The following is a 17427-nucleotide window of genomic DNA, read 5'->3' as shown; positions in this document are numbered from 1 at the left end:
TTTTGAAATCGCGTTTGGAATAAGGGGCTCTGCCATGCACGAAGATAGCCATCAGGATGAGTGGTCGCTTGAGACGCTCGCTATTCGCTCGGGCCACCACCGCACGTTTGAGCAGGAGCACTCGGAACCCATTTTTCCCACATCAAGCTTTGTGTACGAGAGTGCTGCCGAGGCGGCACGCAAGTTTGGTGGTAAAGAGCCAGGCAATGTTTACTCGCGCTTTACGAACCCTACCGTACATACCTTCGAGCGCCGTCTAGCGGCGCTTGAAGATGGTGAACGCTGCGTGGCGACTAGCTCTGGCATGTCAGCCATTCTCTCAACGGCGCTGGCACTGCTTTCGGCAGGCGATGAGATTGTGGCGTCTCGTTCGCTATTTGGCTCCACGGTCAGCCTGTTTGATAAGTATCTGGGCAAGTTCGGTATCACAACGCGCTATGTGGAGCTTTCCAACTTGGCCGCGTGGGAAGAGGCGATCAGCCCTAAGACCAAGCTGCTGTTTGCTGAAACGCCTTCAAACCCGCTTTCCGAAGTGGCGGATATCCCTGCGCTGGCGGCGCTCGCCAAGCGTAGCGGTGCACTGCTCGCCATTGATAACTGCTTTTTGACCCCCGCACTGCAAAAGCCTATCGCGCTAGGTGCGGACTTGGTCATTCACTCTGCCACGAAATATCTGGATGGTCAGGGACGCGCAGTAGGCGGAGCCGTGGTAGGCAAGCATGACGTGCTGGAAGAAGTTTTTGGTGTCGTGCGCACCTGTGGACCTTGCATGAGCCCGTTTAATGCGTGGATTTTCACCAAAGGCTTGGAAACCCTCTCACTGCGTATGAAAGCGCACTGTGAAAACGCACTGGCACTGGCGCTCTGGCTAGATCAGCACCCGGCCGTCAACCGCGTCTACTACAGCGGGCTGGAAGCACATCCTCAACATGTGTTAGCGAAACAGCAGCAGCAGGGCTTTGGTGCGGTGCTCGGTTTTGAGGTGAAAGGTGGGCAAGAGGGCGCTTGGCAGGTCATTGATGCCACGCGCATGCTTTCCATTACCGGGAACTTAGGTGATGTAAAAACCACTATTACGCATCCGGCAACCACCACGCATGGCCGTCTCTCGGACGCACAAAAAGCGGCGGCAGGCATTTCGCCGGGCTTGGTTCGTGTGGCTGTTGGGCTTGAAAGTCAGGAAGATATTCAGCGTGACTTGGCACGAGGCCTAGATGTACTAGCCGCCCAGTAAGGAACATTGGTTCAAGCTAAATAAAAAACCCACCGTGAGGTGGGTTTTTGTCATCTAAGGAGCTAAGCGTTTCTGCGTTGGACAGCAGCGCTTACCTGTCTTAGGAGGCGTTGCGATGCGGCAGGTCAGACTGCGCAATCTGGTCATTGTTGCTGTTTGAGTGACGCGCTTCAGAGCTAGGCTCGATAACGGTGTTTTTAGCAGCATCACCGTTTACACGCGTCAGATCAGCGGGCGTCAGGTTTAAGCTTTCTGTGCTGTGGTTCACAGAAGAGCTGGCCTGAACGATTTCATTGAGCTCAGCAGAGCCTTGTTCGGCTAGAGCCGCTGTAGAGGTCAATGTTAGGGCGATAGCGGAAATAAGGGTCAATTTTTTCATGGGTCATACTCTCTATAGATAGTGGATTCGTTTAAAAGCGTTGTGATGTGTCGTGTCAGAAAGTGCGCTAATAATAAGTGCGCTAAACAAATAGTAAAATTGATTAAAATTGCTGGGTTTGTTCGATTTTTTAAACTTTCGTCTAAGATGCTAGGCTTGGAACATGTCGTGGAGAATTTGTGAAGAAGCATCAGAGTCATTAGCGACATAACCAATGGTTTTTACGAACGATGTATTCTGCTTTTTTCAGCAGAGTTTTTGCCGGTGAAACGGTATGCTCATTACGAAACGAGCGGGCAGACCCTTGCGGGCAGTTTTATATGGGGAATCAAGGATGTTGCGGAACACACGCAGCGGTTGGGGTGTCATTAGTATTCTTTTTCACTGGCTCAGTGCCCTGGCGATCATTGGGTTGTTTATTTTGGGCTGGTGGATGACCGGATTGGGTTATTACGATCCTTGGTATAACCAAGGCCCCTGGGTTCATCGCTCGATAGGTATTTTGTTACTGTTGGTGACTGTAGGCCGCTTGATTTGGCGTTTTGTACAGCCCACGCCTGCGGCAGAAGGTAGCCGCATTGAACGCGCGGCGGCACATCTAGGCCATATAGCGCTTTATGTACTATTACTGCTTGTGTTGACCAGTGGCTATTTGATTTCCACAGCGAATGGCCGCGGTATTAGCGTGTTTGGATGGTTTGAGATTCCTGCGGTGCTGTACGATCTGCCGAATCAGGCAAGCCTTGCGGGGGAGGTTCATTGGTATAGCGCGATTGCGCTAATGCTGTTGGCGGGTGGTCATGCCCTGGCAGCGTTAGTACATCACTACCGGTATCGTCATACAACGCTGAGTCGGATGGTAAACCCCCGCTATAGCCGAACCAGCCTCTGATTGCTGGGTGACAATTTTTGAACGCTGTCGGGTAAGGTAGAGGCAATGCCGACAGTGCCCATAAAGGAAAGAAAGGAGATGGAAATAATGATGAAGAAAAGCGTAATGGCAGTGGCCGTAGCGGCAGCGGCGATGGTTCCTTTGAGCCAAGCACAGGCAGCGGACTACCAGATTGATACGGAAGGCCAGCACGCCTTCGTTCAATTCAAAATTAACCACCTGGGCTTCTCCTACATCCTGGGCAGCTTTGAAGAGTTCGGCGGCCAGTTCTCTTACGATGCTGACGATCTGGACGCTTCTTCTGTCGAAATGGAAGTTCAAATTGATAGTCTGACCAGTAATCATGCTGAGCGTGACCGTCACATCTTGAGTGGTGACTTCCTGAATGCCAGCGAATTCCCTACCGCTACTTTCACGTCTACCAGCTTTGAGTCTACCGGCGATAACGAAGGTGTGGTTACGGGTGAGTTGACGCTGCACGGCCAAACGCAAGAGATCGAAATGCCGGTAACCCTGATGGGCGAAGGTGAAGATCCCTGGGGCAATTACCGTGCAGGTTTTGAAGGCAGCACGATGCTTACCCTCGGCGATTTCGGTATTAACATGAGCGATTTCCCGGAAGTTATGCACGAAGTTGAGCTGTACGTGACGTTTGAAGGTATTCGCCAGTAAGCGATACGGTTTAAAAACGCCGCCACCCTAACGGGTGGTGGCGTTTTTTTGCGTTTAGTATTCCTACATTTATGACGCTAAGGAGTCAGTTTTTGGCAGCTGTCATGCAACAACGCGAGTTGGCGATAACCCTATGGCGGCAAACGTGGCCGATGGCCATTGGCGTACTGGCGCTATTGGGTTTTCAGCTTGTGGACAGTGCGTTTATCGCACGTTTAGGCACTGCGCCGCTGGCGGCTCAGTCGTTTACCTTTCCTCTGTCGTTTTTGATCATTGGTATACAGGTGGGAATGGGCATTGCCATCGCCGCGCTGATTTCCAGAGCATTAGGAGCAGGAGAGCAGGCGAGGGCCAAGCGGCTCTCCAGTCTGGTGCTGATTGCTGGTGGGGCGGTGATTGCCGTACTGGCAGTGGCGTTATGGCTGCTTCAGGTGCCGCTCTTTCAGCTGCTGGGGGCGGACGAAACGGCGCTGACGTATATTCGTGCCTACTGGGGGCCTCAGCTATTTTCTGCCTGGTTAGGGGCGCTGCTTTACTTTATGTATAGCGTTTTTCGTGCTCACGGTGATACACGCATGCCCGGCAAGATGATGGTGCTCAGTAGCCTGATCAACCTAGCGCTCGATCCGCTGTTTATTTTTGGTGTAGGTGGCTGGGAAGGTTGGGGGCTTCCGGGGGCAGCGTGGGCGACTGCCGTGGCGTTTTCCGTTGGGCTGTTGCTAACAGGGGCTAAATTGCGGCGCTGTCAGTGGGCGACAATGGATGATATTGGGCAAGAAGCTGTGCGCTCATGGCGGCCTTTTACAGGCATTGCCGCTCCCGCGATGGTCAGCCAGTTAATGCCGCCGCTGGCGGCAATGCTTGCCATTGCCGCAGTGGCGGGCTTAGGCGACACCCAAGTAGCGGCGTGGGGGTTAGCGAGTCGCCTTGAGACGCTATCGCTCATGGTGATTTTAGCGATGACCATGTCGTTGCCCCCTTGGCTGGGGCGCTGTTATGGCGCGGGGGATTGGGGGCAAATTCAGCAGCTTATGCGCCTAGCATTAAAAGTGGCCGTGATCTGGCAGCTAAGCCTTGGCGTGCTGCTGGCGTTAGCGTCGCCGTGGGTGGCCATGGCCTTGGCGGGCAATCCAGAGGTGCAGAGTGAACTTGCTCTGCTGATTCGCTTTATGCTGCCAAGCTATGCGGCACTTGGTGTCTGTATGCTGGTCGTATCGGCCGGTAATGCGCTGGGATGGCCGCTTAGGGCAATGCTGCTTTCTAGTGCGCGGCTGTTTATCTGCTACCTGCCCTGTTTATGGCTAGGGGCAGCGCTATTTGGCTGGACGGGCCTCGCTGCTGGTGCAGCTATCGGCAATTTACTGGCCGGGCTAACGGCCTGGGTCTTGCTGAAGCGTATCCTCTCCCGCCCGCATCGGCAGGCGGGAGCGTCAGGCTAGCTTAGCGTTTATAGGGGGCTTCTTGGAACGAGAAGTACGTAAACAGCAGGGCCATGGCTAAGTAGCCCATCACAAATTCCGGCGCGGCGTTAAAAGCGAGTTTGGGCGCATGCATTAAGCCGACAAACGAGAAGCCTGCAGCTATCACAGCAAACGCGGCCGCCCGTCGGAATTGATGATCAATCACAGACACCGTCATGGCGCCCAAGAAAATGGCCATAAACATAGCGCCTTGCCCCATCACCACAATTGCGCTGGAGATATCGCTCACAACTTCGCCTGCACCCCGGTTAAAGCGTGTCATGACGTAGTTGGCGAAGTAGGGCAACATGGCCAGCGCAATGGCGGGGTAGTAGCGGGTATCGTTAGCTTGGAACGCCGTGGCAATCATCGACATGCCCACAAATACCAGAATGGGGGCAACGACGGAGACCGGAATAATGGCGGCCAGGGCGGCAATCAGCCCAAACATGGTGGCCAGTGCATAGACGGCACCGTTGAGCAGGCTGTAACCGCGACCCGCGCCCATCCATTTCGCGCCCACCGTAGCGATATAAACCGTCGTTGGGAATACGCCACCAAACAGCGCGCCGATCATGGTGCCTACTCCGTCTACCGCTTGGCATTCACGCACGTCGTATTTGTCCCCTGCGGCTTCCATTGCCTCGACATTGTTCATAGTTTCGATGGCGTTATAGAGAGTAATCGGTAGCACGACGGTGAGCACGGCCAGCATACCGGTAAACAGCAGGCCTAGCCCTTCAAACCAGGCGAGGTTAGGTAGCAGCGGGTAAAAGCCCAAATGAGTGAAGGCATCGCTGAATCGCTCGCTACCCGCATCGCCAATCAGATAGGCCATGGCGGTGCCAACGACAATGGCAAACAGTGAGGTGGGCAGCTTGAAGGGCATGCTAACCCGGGCAACCAAACCGACAATAATAATACCCAGTACCAACAAGCCGATGACGGGCATTTCCAGCGTTTTGAACAGCATTTCACCGGCAATAAACGTCAGCGCTACGCCCGCGACTGCCCCCAACATGGCGGCACGGGGGAGGTGATATTGCACCCAGCGGCCAATCACGCTAATCACGGCTTCAATAGCACCGCTGATAAAGCAGGCTGCCACGGCGACTTTCCAGGCTAGCTCCGCATCACCCGTTAGCTGTTTGGCAGGTAACAGGACGCCAAATAGAAACACAAACATTACGGGGGTAGAGATGCCGTAGGAGAGGGCGGTAACGTCGCTGCGGTTCTCGTTGCGAGCAAGTCTTGAGGCACTCCAAGCGTAATAAAAATTGCCTACCATCACCGCAACTGCGGCGCCGGGGAGTACTTGGCCGTAAACAATCGAGGTGGGGAACCCCATGCCTAACATCGTAATCGCGATGATAACGAAGTTGGCAATATTGTTTTGAAAGAGCGCGAAGAAGGCGTCGGTATCTTCTTTTTTGTACCACGGGTAGTGAGTGTTGGCAGCCGCCATGTTAGGCCTCTTGGTTATGGTGTGTTGTATACAAGGCAGCGCTGAGTGTGCCGAATATTTGACTAATCGGTCAAGCGTTGCTTTGCAGCGAGCGCCGCGCGGGCGCCCCAGGCTCTGGCGGCGAACGCGCAATTGTACACAACATTTGCCAAGGGGTTGATAATCTTATGGCTTTTCGAAATAGCCAGTTGTTACCAACAAAAACGCCCAGGCGCTTGGCCTGGGCGTGGATAGCGTATGCTGTTGGTTAGTCGTTAACCGCAGCAATGGCTTTGGCGAGGTAGGGCAGATTTTCATGGGAGAAGCCTGCCACGTTCGCGCGGCCAGAGCGCACCATATAGATGCCGAACTCGTCGCGCAGACGATCTACCTGTTCCGGTGTGAGGCCGGTGTAAGAGAACATGCCGCGCTGCTCGGCAACGCAGGCGTACTTCTCATCGAGACCGTAAGGCTTCAGCGCATCAACGAAGTCACGACGCAGCGTGTTGATCCGGTCACGCATTTCGGTCAGCTCTTCGCGCCACATGGCAGAAAGCTCTGCATCATGCAAAATCTCGCTGACAATCGCACCGCCGTGGGCTGGCGGGTTAGAGTAGTTTTCACGGGCCACAATAGCCACCTGGGAGCGAACGTTCTCCATCTGCTCTGCGTCTTTAGCGACTAGAATTAAGCAGCCTGTGCGCTCACAGTAAATGCCAAAGTTCTTGGAGCAGGAACTGGTGATGATCACTTCATCCAGGTTTTCAGCTAGCAGGCGAACGCCATAGGCGTCTTCATCAAGGCCTTCACCGAAACCTTGGTAAGCGAAGTCGACGAGTGGCAACAAATGGCGCTCTTTCAGTACCGCCAGCACTTCTTGCCACTGCTGTTGAGAAAGATCAAAACCGGTCGGGTTGTGGCAGCAGGCATGCAATACCACTACATCGCCTTCGGGGATCTTTTTCAGCGCGGCCAACATACCATCAAAATCTAAACGGTTGTCGGCATCTACATAGGGGTACTTATGCAGTTCAATGCCGGCAGCGGTGAAAATACCGTGGTGGTTCGGCCAAGTGGGGTCGCTGACCCAAATGCCTTTACCTGGCAGTTGGCTGGCAATAAAGTCGGCTGCCAGACGTAAGGCACCGGTGCCGCCAGGGGACTGGGTAGCGCTGGCGCGGTTGGCTTTTAGCACCGCAGAGTCAGCGCCCAATACCATCGGCAGAACGACATTGCCATAAGCGGGTGCACCGTGGGAGCCAATGTAGGTTTTGGTGGTTTCATTCTTGAGCAGGCGAGCTTCTGCTTCCTTGACGGCGCGCATGACCGGCGTGTTGCCAGCGGCGTCGCGGTATACACCAACACCAAGGTCCACTTTCTGCGGGTTGGTATCTTTTTTGAAAGCTTCGATCAGCCCGAGAATGGCATCTCCAGGGACTCGCTCAATTTGCTCAAACATTTATTCGGCTACCTCGTCGGTTCTGGCGGCAAGAATGAAGTCATTAAGATGCAGGCCGTTTATTTTATGAGACCACCACGTCACCGTGGTTTTGCCCCACTCGGTCACCAATGCTGGGTGATGGCCAGCCTGCTCTGCGACATCACCAACACGCTGGCTAAACGCTAGCGCATCAGCAAAATTACGAAACGTAAATTGTCTCGTCAGCTTCATGATGCCATCGTGCTCGATAATCTGCCACTCTGGAAGCGCCTTAAGATGCGCTTGGCATGCGTCATAAGAGAGCGGTATAGCGCTACCGCTGCAGGGTTCGCACTGCGACTGAGCAAGAGATGTCATAGTGTTAGTCTCCAGGGTTGACTTATCTATCAGGGTAGAAGGCAGACACAGTCACGACCAACATCCTTTGCACTATATAACGCTCGATCGGCCCGTTCGATCAGGCTCACCAGTGGCTCTCCGCAACGATATTCAGCCACGCCAATGCTGAGTGTGACGTTACCCTGGCCAATGCCAAAATCGTAGTCTGCAATGGTGTGGCGTAAACGGTCGGCAAGCTTATGGCATTGCTGCAGCGAGGTAAGCGGCAGCACTACCATAAACTCTTCACCTCCTAGCCTTGCCACCATATCTTCACAGCGAAGCAGTGACTGCGTCACATCGGCTAGCTGTGCCAGAACGCTATCACCTTGTAGATGACCCCAGCGGTCGTTGAGCCGTTTGAAGTGGTCGATGTCGATCATCATAATCGAAAGCGGCGTACCGTGGCGTGTGCTCAGCGATGTGAGGTGGGTTAATTGCCCCATCAGTTTGCGCCGATTAGGTAGGCCGGTCAGCGGGTCGGTATCGCTTAGTTTGCGCAAGCGAAGCTCTTCCAGCACTTGGTCAGTAATATCCAGCATAATGCCGTTCCAGCGTACCCCCGTCTCCATTGGCTCGGGGTTAGCGCTAACGGCGATCCAGTGCGGTTTTGCTTTAGGAAAGGGCAGCCTGAAACGCGTATTTAACGGCAGCATCCAGCGCGCGGAGCGCTCAATGGCTGACATCACCTTAGGGTGATCATTACCTGTCAACTGTTCGATTAGTTGGCTTGCATTGGTCGCTAGCTGCTGTCTGTCAACATAAGCAAGCGCCATGCCGCCGCCCTCTAGGTAAGGGAAGTGCATATGGCCGCTATGGGAGCGATAGAATTGAAAAAGCACCCCAGGGATATGTGGAACTAAGGTATCAGCACTTTGAGGAATGGCGACAGGAGGTACAGGTGCATCATTCACGGGCATGCGTGAATCTCCAATTTTATGCCTGTTGTAATTTAGCCGTGAAGATTAGCGGTAAAATCGTAAACAATATGTAAGCTTTTGCTGACAATTCATCTTTTTTTAATATTTTTTGGTAATTAAAAATTGCTTATCTATTCCATTTTTGTTGTTTTGCCGTAAAAATGACAAAAGTTGGGCGGATTATGCTTTTTATTCTTTTTTTGAAATATTAAAAAATAATTTAATTCTATTTGGTGGTCGCTTTGGTTACGCAGAAATTACACACGGGCGCCGTTACGGCAACAGCATCTGAAGCGGCGCCGCGTTCCCAGGGGCGCGTTAGCTTGGTAGGGGCTGGCCCAGGAGACCCTGATTTATTAACGTTAAAGGCTTACAAACGACTTTTGAGTGCGGAAGTCGTGCTGTATGACCGCTTGGTTAGCGATGAAATTTTGGCACTGTTACCCGCAGAGACCGCGCGCCACTACGTGGGCAAAGCGCGCTCCTCCCATAGCGTCCCGCAGGAGGATATCAATCAATCGCTGGTAGAGTGGGCTAGGCAAGGAAAGCAGGTGGTACGCCTGAAAGGCGGTGATCCATTTATTTTTGGGCGCGGTGGTGAAGAGCTTGAAACGCTGGTCGCCGCTAATGTGCCCGTTGAGGTAGTGCCTGGCATTACCGCCGCTTCCGGATGTGCAGCTTATGCGGGCATTCCGTTGACGCATCGCGACCATGCGCAGTCGGTGCGGTTTGTGACCGGACATCTTCAGCATGGCGAATTTACCCTAGATTGGCCCACCTTAGCTCAGCCTGGCCAAACGCTGGTGTTTTATATGGGGTTGAGCAATCTCACGTTGATCTGTCAGGAGCTGATTGCTCATGGTTTAAACCCAGCAACACCTCTTGCACTGATTGAGCAAGGCACTACACAACAGCAACGAACCCACATAGGCACACTACAGCATTTGCCGGATGGCTTTTTAGCAGGTGACATTAAGCCACCCACGCTGTTAATAATTGGTAGCGTGGTATCGCTGCACCGGACGCTTTCATGGTTTGAGACTGATAGCGGAACAGCAGTTGGTTTTTCAGAGGGTAAGCATGCGCGTTTAACAGATGGTTGAGCGTTTTGAGAGCCAAGCCGGGTGGCGTTATGTAATTGTCTGTGTATGCTAGTAAAGAACACTTTTAAAAAACGATCATTCACTTATCGTGCTACTTGCCACTAACGCTGCTAACGCCAGTAGCCAAGCAAAAAGAGGGGCGCAGCATGTCAGAAGAAAACCGTTCAGATCAGTACACGCCAGGCCACAAGCCGGATATGAAAACGCTGTTTAAGGATAACCGGGTCAAAGGTATTGCCGGTATTGCAGCCATTGCGGTGATCTGGGCCATTATGGCGCAATCCAATTCAGGCACCCACCAGGAGCGTGTAGAGGCGCTTGAAGGGCAGCTCGCCAGCGTTGAGCAAGAGAATACTGAGCTCAGCCAGCGCCTGTCGGAAGTAGAGCAGGCCGAAACTGATTTGACCGCGATGCGCGATGAAATGGCGTCTTTAGAGCAGCAGCAAGCAGAGGCAACCGCCAGCCTTGAGTCTGCTCAGGGAGATGTCAGCAGCGTACAGTCTCGTCTTGAAGAGTTAGAAAGCCAGCGTGAAACGCTGCAGCAGGAAGTCACTGCTTTGGAAGAGCAGCTTGCTAGCACCGAAAGCGAGTTGCAGTCGCTTCGTGAAGAGCGTGAGCAAGTGGTAAGTGAGCGCGATGAGGCGGAGGCGTCGCTTCAGCAGGTTGAAGAAGCTCGCCAAAGTGCTGAGGACGCTCGTCAGCAGGCAGAGTCTGCTCGTCAGGAAGCTGAAGAGCAGCGTCAGCAAGCTGTTGAAGAGCTAGGCGCCGCTGAAACCAAGCTAAGCGATCTTGAAACCCAAGTGACGGATGCCAATGAGCGCTTAGCGGCGCTTGAAGAGGAAATTGCTGCCCAGGAGAGCGAGCTGCAAACCTTGCAGGATGAGCGCGATAACGTGGTTGAAGAGCGTGACTCGCTGCAATCAGAAGTGGACTCTTTAACTCAGCTGCGCGAAGAAGAGCAGCAAAGCCTAGAGCAGGTTCGCACTGAAATGGACGACCTGATGGTGGCACTGGATATCGGTCGCGATGAAGTGGCTAAGGTCGAGAGCGATATCGAAACCCGTGAAGAGCAGCTAGCACGTTTAGAAGCGCAGTTGAGCGAGTGGCGCGATGAACTCTCTGCGCTGGATGAGCGTTTAAACGTAGAAGATGCTGCCTCTGGTGAGGTGCCCAGCCTAACGGGTGAACAGCAAAACCAACAAGATCAGCAAAATCAGGAAGGCCAGGACCAAGAAGATAGCGCTGGTGATGACAACAATGCAGAGAGCGAAGATGCCCAAGCGGCTGAAGAGAGCCAGCCAAGCAGCAACTAAGCACGGCGCCGTGGCTTCCGGGGGTTGATAACTCCTTTAGCGGATGTGGGGTGGTTTCCCACATCCGCTTTTGTTTGTTGGTTTAGAAATAGACCGCTGAGGAGTATCATTCACGCCATGTTCACGATAAACAAACAACGGGAGTGCCATTGATGGATGGTGTAAAACATATTGTGGCAGTGGCATCCGGCAAAGGTGGCGTTGGTAAATCCACCGTGACCGTCAATTTAGCGCTGGCGTTGTCTGCACAGGGCTATCGTGTAGGCGTTTTGGATGCCGATATTTATGGCCCCAGCCAGGCACAAATGCTGGGTGTAGAAGAGGGTGTGCGTCCTCAGGCGGCGGCAGATAATAAGTTTCTGCCGTTGGAAGCCCACGGTATTCAGGCCATGTCGATGGCGTTTATGGTTAACACGCGGGATGCCATGGTGTGGCGTGGCCCGATGGTAGTGGGTGCGTTTCAACAGATGCTGACCCAAACCCAGTGGGACAACCTGGATTTTCTGCTGATCGATATGCCGCCGGGCACGGGTGACATCCAGCTAACGCTGGCGCAGAAAGTGCCGGTATCTGGTGCTGTGATCGTCACGACACCACAGGACATCGCGCTATTGGATGCCCGTAAAGGCATCGAAATGTTCCGCAAAGTGAACGTGCCAGTGCTGGGCGTGGTGGAGAACATGAGCCTGTACCACTGCGAGAAGTGCGGCCATGAAGCCGCTATTTTTGGCACTGGCGGTGGCGATCGTATTGCAGAGGAGTACGACACTACCGTGTTGGGACGTTTGCCGCTGACCCTGTCGATTCGCGAGCTGGCAGATTCTGGACGCCCAAGCGTGGTTTCCGAGCCAGACAGTGCCGTTAGCCGTACCTTTGCCGAGATTGCCAGCCAAGTAGCGCAGTCCGTCAGTGCTAGCCAAAGCGGCGGCCCTACGATTTCTTTTAGCGAGTGATGAAGTAACCGATGAGCATTAAATCAGACAAGTGGATTCGCCGAATGGCGCAAAGCGATGCCATGATCGAGCCTTTCGAGGCAGAGCAGGTGCGCTATGTGAACGATCAGCGGGTGATCTCCTATGGCACTTCCAGCTACGGCTACGATGTACGCTGCGCCGATGAGTTTAAGGTATTTACCAACATTCACTCGGCGATTGTTGACCCTAAAGCCTTCGACGACAAAAGCTTTGTCGATGTGAAGGGCGATGTTTGCATCATTCCGCCAAACTCTTTTGCGCTGGCGCGGACGGTGGAGTATTTCCGCATCCCGCGTAATGTGCTGACCATTTGTCTGGGCAAATCCACCTACGCGCGCTGTGGCATCATCGTCAACGTGACGCCGCTGGAGCCTGAGTGGGAAGGACACGTGACGCTGGAATTCTCCAACACCACCAACCTGCCCGCGAAGATCTATGCCCATGAAGGCGTCGCCCAGATGCTCTTCCTGGAGTCGGATGAGGTGTGTGAAACCTCTTATAAAGATAGGGGTGGTAAGTACATGGGCCAACGTGGCGTGACGTTGCCGCGTACCTAATACGCCTTCTGTGCTACTAAAAAAGCCTTGCCGCATCACTGCGGCAAGGCTTTTTTTAACGGAGGCTCTGCTGAGAAATTAGGCGTCGTCGATCTCTTCATCCAGCTCTTCAGCGGCATCCGCATGGGAGAGGCGCATGCCGTACGGCGGAAGCGGGTGGCCGTCCATGGTGGCACCCTCTGCGTTGTACTGCAGGCGTCCTTCCAGGAACCACTGCACCGCAATCGGGAAGATCAGGTGCTCGCGCGCGTGGACTTTCTCCTTTAGCGTCTCCACCGTGTCATCTGGGTTAACCTGCAGCTCCGCTTGCAGCACAACGGGACCGCCATCGAGCTCTTCAGTGACAAAGTGTACGCTGCAGCCGTGGTGCGAGGCGCCATCAGCTAATGCGCGTGCATGGGTGTTCAAGCCCTGGTAAGCCGGCAGCAGTGAGGGGTGAATATTAAGCATCCGCCCCAAGAAACGCTGTACAAAACGCGGTGTTAGAATGCGCATAAAGCCCGCTAGAACGATAACGTCTGGCTCGTGGCGTTCTATCACCTTGATCAGCGCGCCATCGTAAGCATCGCGGCTATCATATTCACGATGAGGAAGTACTACCGCTTCGATGCCAGCTTCATGGGCACGTTTCAAGCCATAGGCATCGGGCTCGTTGGAGATCACTGCAACGATCTCACCGCCCAAGCGGTCATGCTGCTGAGCATCAATGAGCGCCTGTAGATTACTGCCGCTGCCAGAGATCAGTACCACCACGCGGCGTGCGCCCACAGGATCAGGCGTCATGCCGTTTAGGGTGTCGCTGCTGTAGTCGGTGCTGCTCATGCGTTGTGGCTCGCTTGGGCGTGGTCGAGTACGACCGCCTCGTCCTGGCGCTGAATAATCTGACCGATTTGATAAACGGTCTCGCCCTGGGCCTCAAGGTGCGCCTTAGCGTTCGCTGCCTGCTCTGCGGGCACCACGATGACCATACCAATACCGCAGTTCAGCACGCGGTGCATTTCGGTTTCGTTGACGTTGCCTTTGGCCTGCAGCCAGTTAAACACTTCAGGGCGCTGCCAACTGGTCAAATCGATATGCGCTGCCAGGGTGTCTGGTAGAACGCGGGGGATATTTTCCAGCAGGCCGCCGCCAGTAATGTGCGAAAGGGCATGTACGGGAATGTCGGTGCCGCGCATCATGGAGAGCAGTGATTTTACATAGATGCGCGTAGGGGCCATCAAGGCATCGCCTAGTGGCTTGCCGTCAACGGTTTCTTCCAGGGAAGCATTGCTGACTTCTAGAATTTTACGAATCAGCGAGTAGCCGTTGGAGTGTGGGCCAGAGGAGGCCAGACCGAGCAGCACATCGCCTTCGGCCACCTTGCTGCCGTCGAGAATCTCTGACTTTTCTACGACGCCAACGCAGAAGCCAGCTAGGTCGTAGTCGCTGCCTTCGTACATGCCGGGCATTTCTGCGGTTTCACCACCTACCAGTGCGCAGCCTGCTAGCTCGCAGCCAGCGCCAATACCGGTCACTACGTCGGCAGCAATATCCACATCTAGTTTGCCCGTGGCATAGTAGTCCAGGAAAAGTAGCGGCTCGGCACCCGCCACGATCAAGTCATTCACACACATGGCTACCAGGTCGATGCCGATAGTGTCATGCTTGCCAAGATCCATTGCCAGACGCAGTTTAGTGCCCACCCCGTCTGTACCTGAGACGAGTACCGGCTGTTTATAACCCGCGGGCAGCTCGCACAGTGCCCCGAAACCGCCAAGGCCACCCATCACTTCAGGGCGTGATGTGCGCTTGGCAACGTGCTTGATACGATCAACAAGGGCGTTGCCGGCATCAATATCGACGCCTGCGTCTTTGTAGCTGAGAGAGGGAGTAGCCTGGGAGGGAGAGGTCTCGGTCATGACAGGTCCTGTGAAGCCTATGCAAAGCTGCAATGCGATTGTGCTGGCAAGTAGCCAGTGCCGGAGCAATAACGGGGTGCGATTGTATCACTCAGCGACGTAAGTCGCATCGATGTGACGCGTTATCAGGTGCGCTGCGAGCAACTTTTGTTACTATTCAAGCATTACCGCTGACCGTATATCCAGGAAGGAGCGTGGAATGAGAAACTCAAGGTGGGGAATTGCGCTACTTGTCGCGCTGGTTGGCACGGTTTACTTTCTCGATGCAGTACTGATGCCCTTTATTGCTGGGTTGATATTGGCGTACTTGGCCGACCCATTGACCAATTATTTCCAACGCCTGGGAATGAAGCGTACTTGGGCAGTCAGCAGCGTGTTTTTAGTCCTGATGATTGTTCTGGCGCTGAGCTTACTTATTCTTATTCCGCTGGTGGTACAACAGATTAAGCAACTGGGCGAAGCGCTCCCGGGCGTGCTTAACTGGATTGAAGGCGTATTGGCTCCACAGGTGCAAGAGTGGACGGGCTATGACCTCGCCTCCGAGCTGAGCAATGTACGTGAAACGCTGGTTGAAAACTGGCGTGATGCGGGTAGTTACGTTGCCCAGGCGTTAGGCCAGATTGGCCGCTCGGGCATGGCGTTTGTCTCTTGGGTCACCTATGTAGCGCTGATTCCTGTGGTGACGTTTTATTTGCTGCTGGATTGGGAGCGCATGCTTAACAATATGGCGAATCTAGTACCCCGCCAGTGGGTGGACGATACGTTTCGCTTGGCACGTCGCTGTGATGAGGTATTAGCCTCGTTTTTACGCGGTCAACTGCTGGTCATGCTTTGCTTGGGTATTATCTACGCAGTGGGTTTAACCCTGTTGGGGCTTAACTTTGGCCTGCTGATTGGTGTGCTCTCTGGGCTAGTGAGCATCGTGCCATTTTTAGGTTTTATCGTCGGGCTAGTAATTGCTCTGGTGGTGGCACTGTTTCAGTTTGATACGTGGTGGGCGCTATTAGGCGTCATTGCCGTGTTTGGTCTGGGGCAAGTGGCTGAAAGCGTGGTGCTGCAGCCGAAGCTATTAGGCGATAAGATTGGTCTGCATCCGGTAGCAGTTATTTTTGCCGTACTGGCGGGTGGGCATCTCTTTGGTTTAACTGGGGTGTTGTTAGCGCTTCCGGCGGCGGCGGTGATTATGGTGCTGCTGCGAGAAGTAAAAGATCGTTATAAAAATAGTGCGCTGTATGATGCACGGTCAGAACCATTAGAACAGCAAACACAGCATGATGAGCTGGGTCGCGACGACAAAAGGGAGTCATCATGAGCCGAGTACCGGCACAGCTACCGCTTGGGGTAGGGTTGCGCGACGATGCTACGTTTAATAATTACTACGCATCCAGTGCCAATGCTTCGTTGGTAGACCACTTAAGCCATCAGCTAATGCCTGGCTCAGAGCCGTTTCTTTATCTATGGGGCGCGCCGGGCAGTGGCCGTAGCCATCTTTTGCAAGCGGCCTGCCATGCGGCCTCTGATCAAGACAAACGAGCGCTCTATTTACCTCTGGCTGATTTAGGTCATTTCCCCCCGCTGATGCTAGAGGATATTGAGCGTCTTGATTTAGTCGCGATTGATGACCTTGAGTATGTGATAGGCCGTAAGCGCTGGGAGGAAGCGCTATTTCACGCCTTCAATCGCTTACGGGATGCGGGCAAAGCATTACTGATTGCCGCCAATAAGCCTCCACGCCACTTGGAAGTAGCCCTACCGGATTTGGCATCGCGTCTTGCCTGGGGGGTAACGTTTCACCTACATCCTATGGATGATAGTGATCGCTTGGCCGCCTTAAAGCTGCGTGCGAATGTCCGCGGGATGCAACTACCGGATGACGTTGGGCGCTACATTATGCATCGTGGCCCAAGGGAGTTAGGGGAGCTGTGTCGAGCGCTGGAAACGTTGGATCAAGCGTCACTCTCTGCGAAACGTAAACTCACCATTCCTTTCGTGAAATCCGCGCTTAATTGGTAAAACGCCCCTGCCAGAGAACTGGCAAGGGCGTCATCTAGCCGCTTTTAAGTTGCTGAATCGCTTTCGCGATCAGTTCAACATTAGGCAGTTTTGCTCATTTTGCTGGCAGTCGCTTGTGCCTGCTTAACGTTATCTTCCGTCAGCTTTTGGCTCTTCTGCAAGAAGTCCTGCTGCAGTGATACCACTTTGTCTGCATCACCTTTGACGCGCTCAGCCAACTCTTTGGCTACTTTCTGCTGGCCTTCCATGTAGCTGCGCAGGCCCTCAGCGTCTTTAACGCTCATCAGCTGGCGCATTTGTGCAATGCCAGTATCAACATAGGCTTTGTTAGCGTCTAGCTGAGCGTTTAGCAGTTTTTCAGAATAGTCGATGCTGAGGCTCATGTAGGCACGTGCCGGAGCCATAAACAGGTTATCGAACTGCTGAGTCATTTCATTGGTGTTAAAGGTACGCATAATCAACACTCCTGTGCCATTGCTAAGGTCTGTGGGCTGCTAAGCTAAACCCAAGACGATTCGTTTATCAGCGACGGCGAGCTAAGGAATGCACCGTTACTGATCTGGGTTATCTTGCATTGCAGCATAGCAAGCGGTTTTGTGCAGCGCAACAATTTGGGCAAAATAAACCTTGAAAACGCGCCCAGCCAGCTTGGTGGTTTACCAAACCGGGCGGGGTGGCTAGGCTGAAGCGTAGAGAGAATCGTTATCAATGGAGCGGTGTTAGTTCAAATGCCGCTGATGACTTAACAG

The 17427-nt window shown here is 53.7% G+C and carries 18 protein-coding genes; 10 read left to right on the top strand and 8 right to left on the bottom strand.

The features are described 5' to 3' along the window. The first annotated feature begins 34 nt into the window (after positions 1–34). Entirely contained in the window at positions 35–1234 is a 1200-nt protein-coding gene (locus L1249_RS00370) for an O-succinylhomoserine sulfhydrylase (RefSeq protein ID WP_058578080.1), read from the top strand. Between the two features lie 100 nt (positions 1235–1334). Here L1249_RS00370 and L1249_RS00365 read toward each other — a convergent pair whose 3' ends face one another. Further along, positions 1335–1613: a hypothetical protein gene (locus tag L1249_RS00365; RefSeq protein WP_044628325.1), complete on the bottom strand. Its 279-nt coding sequence runs from the start codon at positions 1611–1613 to the stop codon at positions 1335–1337. A 334-nt stretch (positions 1614–1947) separates the two neighbouring features. On the opposite strand from L1249_RS00365, the gene L1249_RS00360 reads away from it, so the two are divergent. The 3 genes from L1249_RS00360 (at position 1948) to L1249_RS00350 (ending at position 4616) form a co-directional block, all read left to right on the top strand. Continuing rightward, a complete protein-coding gene (locus L1249_RS00360; RefSeq protein WP_228168388.1) occupies positions 1948–2505 on the top strand; it encodes a cytochrome b in 558 nt (185 codons plus the stop codon). Between the two features lie 87 nt (positions 2506–2592). Beyond that, positions 2593–3177 carry a YceI family protein gene (locus L1249_RS00355; RefSeq protein ID WP_228168387.1) on the top strand — a complete coding sequence of 195 codons (585 nt, stop codon included), beginning with the start codon at positions 2593–2595 and terminating at the stop codon, positions 3175–3177. 104 nt (positions 3178–3281) lie between these two features. Continuing rightward, positions 3282–4616, top strand: a complete 1335-nt coding sequence (locus L1249_RS00350; RefSeq protein ID WP_172515673.1) for an MATE family efflux transporter — start codon at positions 3282–3284, stop codon at positions 4614–4616. A gap of 1 nt (position 4617) precedes the next feature. Here the strand turns inward: L1249_RS00350 and L1249_RS00345 are convergent, their stop codons facing one another. The 4 genes from L1249_RS00345 to L1249_RS00330 all read right to left on the bottom strand — a co-directional run bounded on the left by L1249_RS00345 (position 4618) and on the right by L1249_RS00330 (position 8820). Next, positions 4618–6102: an NCS2 family permease gene (locus L1249_RS00345; RefSeq protein ID WP_228168385.1), complete on the bottom strand. Its 1485-nt coding sequence runs from the start codon at positions 6100–6102 to the stop codon at positions 4618–4620. A 247-nt stretch (positions 6103–6349) separates the two neighbouring features. After that, positions 6350–7540 carry an amino acid aminotransferase gene (locus tag L1249_RS00340; protein WP_235252960.1) on the bottom strand — a complete coding sequence of 397 codons (1191 nt, stop codon included), beginning with the start codon at positions 7538–7540 and terminating at the stop codon, positions 6350–6352. After that, entirely contained in the window at positions 7541–7879 is a 339-nt protein-coding gene (locus tag L1249_RS00335; protein ID WP_235252959.1) for a 4a-hydroxytetrahydrobiopterin dehydratase, read from the bottom strand. Positions 7880–7908: 29 nt separating this feature from the next. Continuing rightward, positions 7909–8820: a GGDEF domain-containing protein gene (locus L1249_RS00330; protein ID WP_235252957.1), complete on the bottom strand. Its 912-nt coding sequence runs from the start codon at positions 8818–8820 to the stop codon at positions 7909–7911. Positions 8821–9062: 242 nt separating this feature from the next. Between L1249_RS00330 and cobA the strand changes: the two genes are divergently transcribed. The 4 genes from cobA (at position 9063) to dcd (ending at position 12767) form a co-directional block, all read left to right on the top strand. Next, the gene (gene cobA / locus L1249_RS00325; protein ID WP_089674513.1) at positions 9063–9923 is read left to right on the top strand and encodes a uroporphyrinogen-III C-methyltransferase; all 861 of its coding nucleotides are present in this window, start codon (positions 9063–9065) and stop codon (positions 9921–9923) included. A gap of 146 nt (positions 9924–10069) precedes the next feature. Beyond that, positions 10070–11236, top strand: a complete 1167-nt coding sequence (locus L1249_RS00320) for a kinesin (protein WP_235252946.1) — start codon at positions 10070–10072, stop codon at positions 11234–11236. A gap of 152 nt (positions 11237–11388) precedes the next feature. Further along, complete coding sequence (apbC, locus tag L1249_RS00315; protein ID WP_052509914.1) at positions 11389–12189, top strand: iron-sulfur cluster carrier protein ApbC; 801 nt, start codon at positions 11389–11391, stop codon at positions 12187–12189. Between the two features lie 11 nt (positions 12190–12200). Next, positions 12201–12767, top strand: a complete 567-nt coding sequence (gene dcd / locus L1249_RS00310; RefSeq protein ID WP_044628317.1) for a dCTP deaminase — start codon at positions 12201–12203, stop codon at positions 12765–12767. Positions 12768–12845: 78 nt separating this feature from the next. Here the strand turns inward: dcd and purN are convergent, their stop codons facing one another. Next, positions 12846–13589 (bottom strand): phosphoribosylglycinamide formyltransferase, encoded by a 744-nt coding sequence (gene purN, locus L1249_RS00305; protein ID WP_044628316.1) that lies wholly within the window; start codon positions 13587–13589, stop codon positions 12846–12848. Next, a complete protein-coding gene (gene purM, locus L1249_RS00300; protein ID WP_074210514.1) occupies positions 13586–14665 on the bottom strand; it encodes a phosphoribosylformylglycinamidine cyclo-ligase in 1080 nt (359 codons plus the stop codon). Before purM ends, purN begins: the two co-directional genes overlap by 4 nt. A gap of 199 nt (positions 14666–14864) precedes the next feature. Between purM and L1249_RS00295 the strand changes: the two genes are divergently transcribed. Next, positions 14865–15977, top strand: a complete 1113-nt coding sequence (locus L1249_RS00295) for an AI-2E family transporter (protein ID WP_062360405.1) — start codon at positions 14865–14867, stop codon at positions 15975–15977. Continuing rightward, a complete protein-coding gene (gene hda / locus L1249_RS00290) occupies positions 15974–16678 on the top strand; it encodes a DnaA regulatory inactivator Hda (protein ID WP_044628313.1) in 705 nt (234 codons plus the stop codon). The genes L1249_RS00295 and hda overlap by 4 nt, the downstream gene beginning before the upstream one ends. 80 nt (positions 16679–16758) lie before the next feature. Here hda and L1249_RS00285 read toward each other — a convergent pair whose 3' ends face one another. Then, complete coding sequence (locus L1249_RS00285; protein WP_044628312.1) at positions 16759–17133, bottom strand: phasin family protein; 375 nt, start codon at positions 17131–17133, stop codon at positions 16759–16761. Positions 17134–17427: the final 294 nt, after the last annotated feature.

Origin of the sequence: Halomonas sp. Cn5-12, assembly GCF_021532545.1 — a bacterium.
Lineage (GTDB): Bacteria > Pseudomonadota > Gammaproteobacteria > Pseudomonadales > Halomonadaceae > Vreelandella > Vreelandella aquamarina.
Note: the sequence above shows the minus strand (reverse complement) of the source record. Positions and strands in the feature narration are given on the sequence as shown.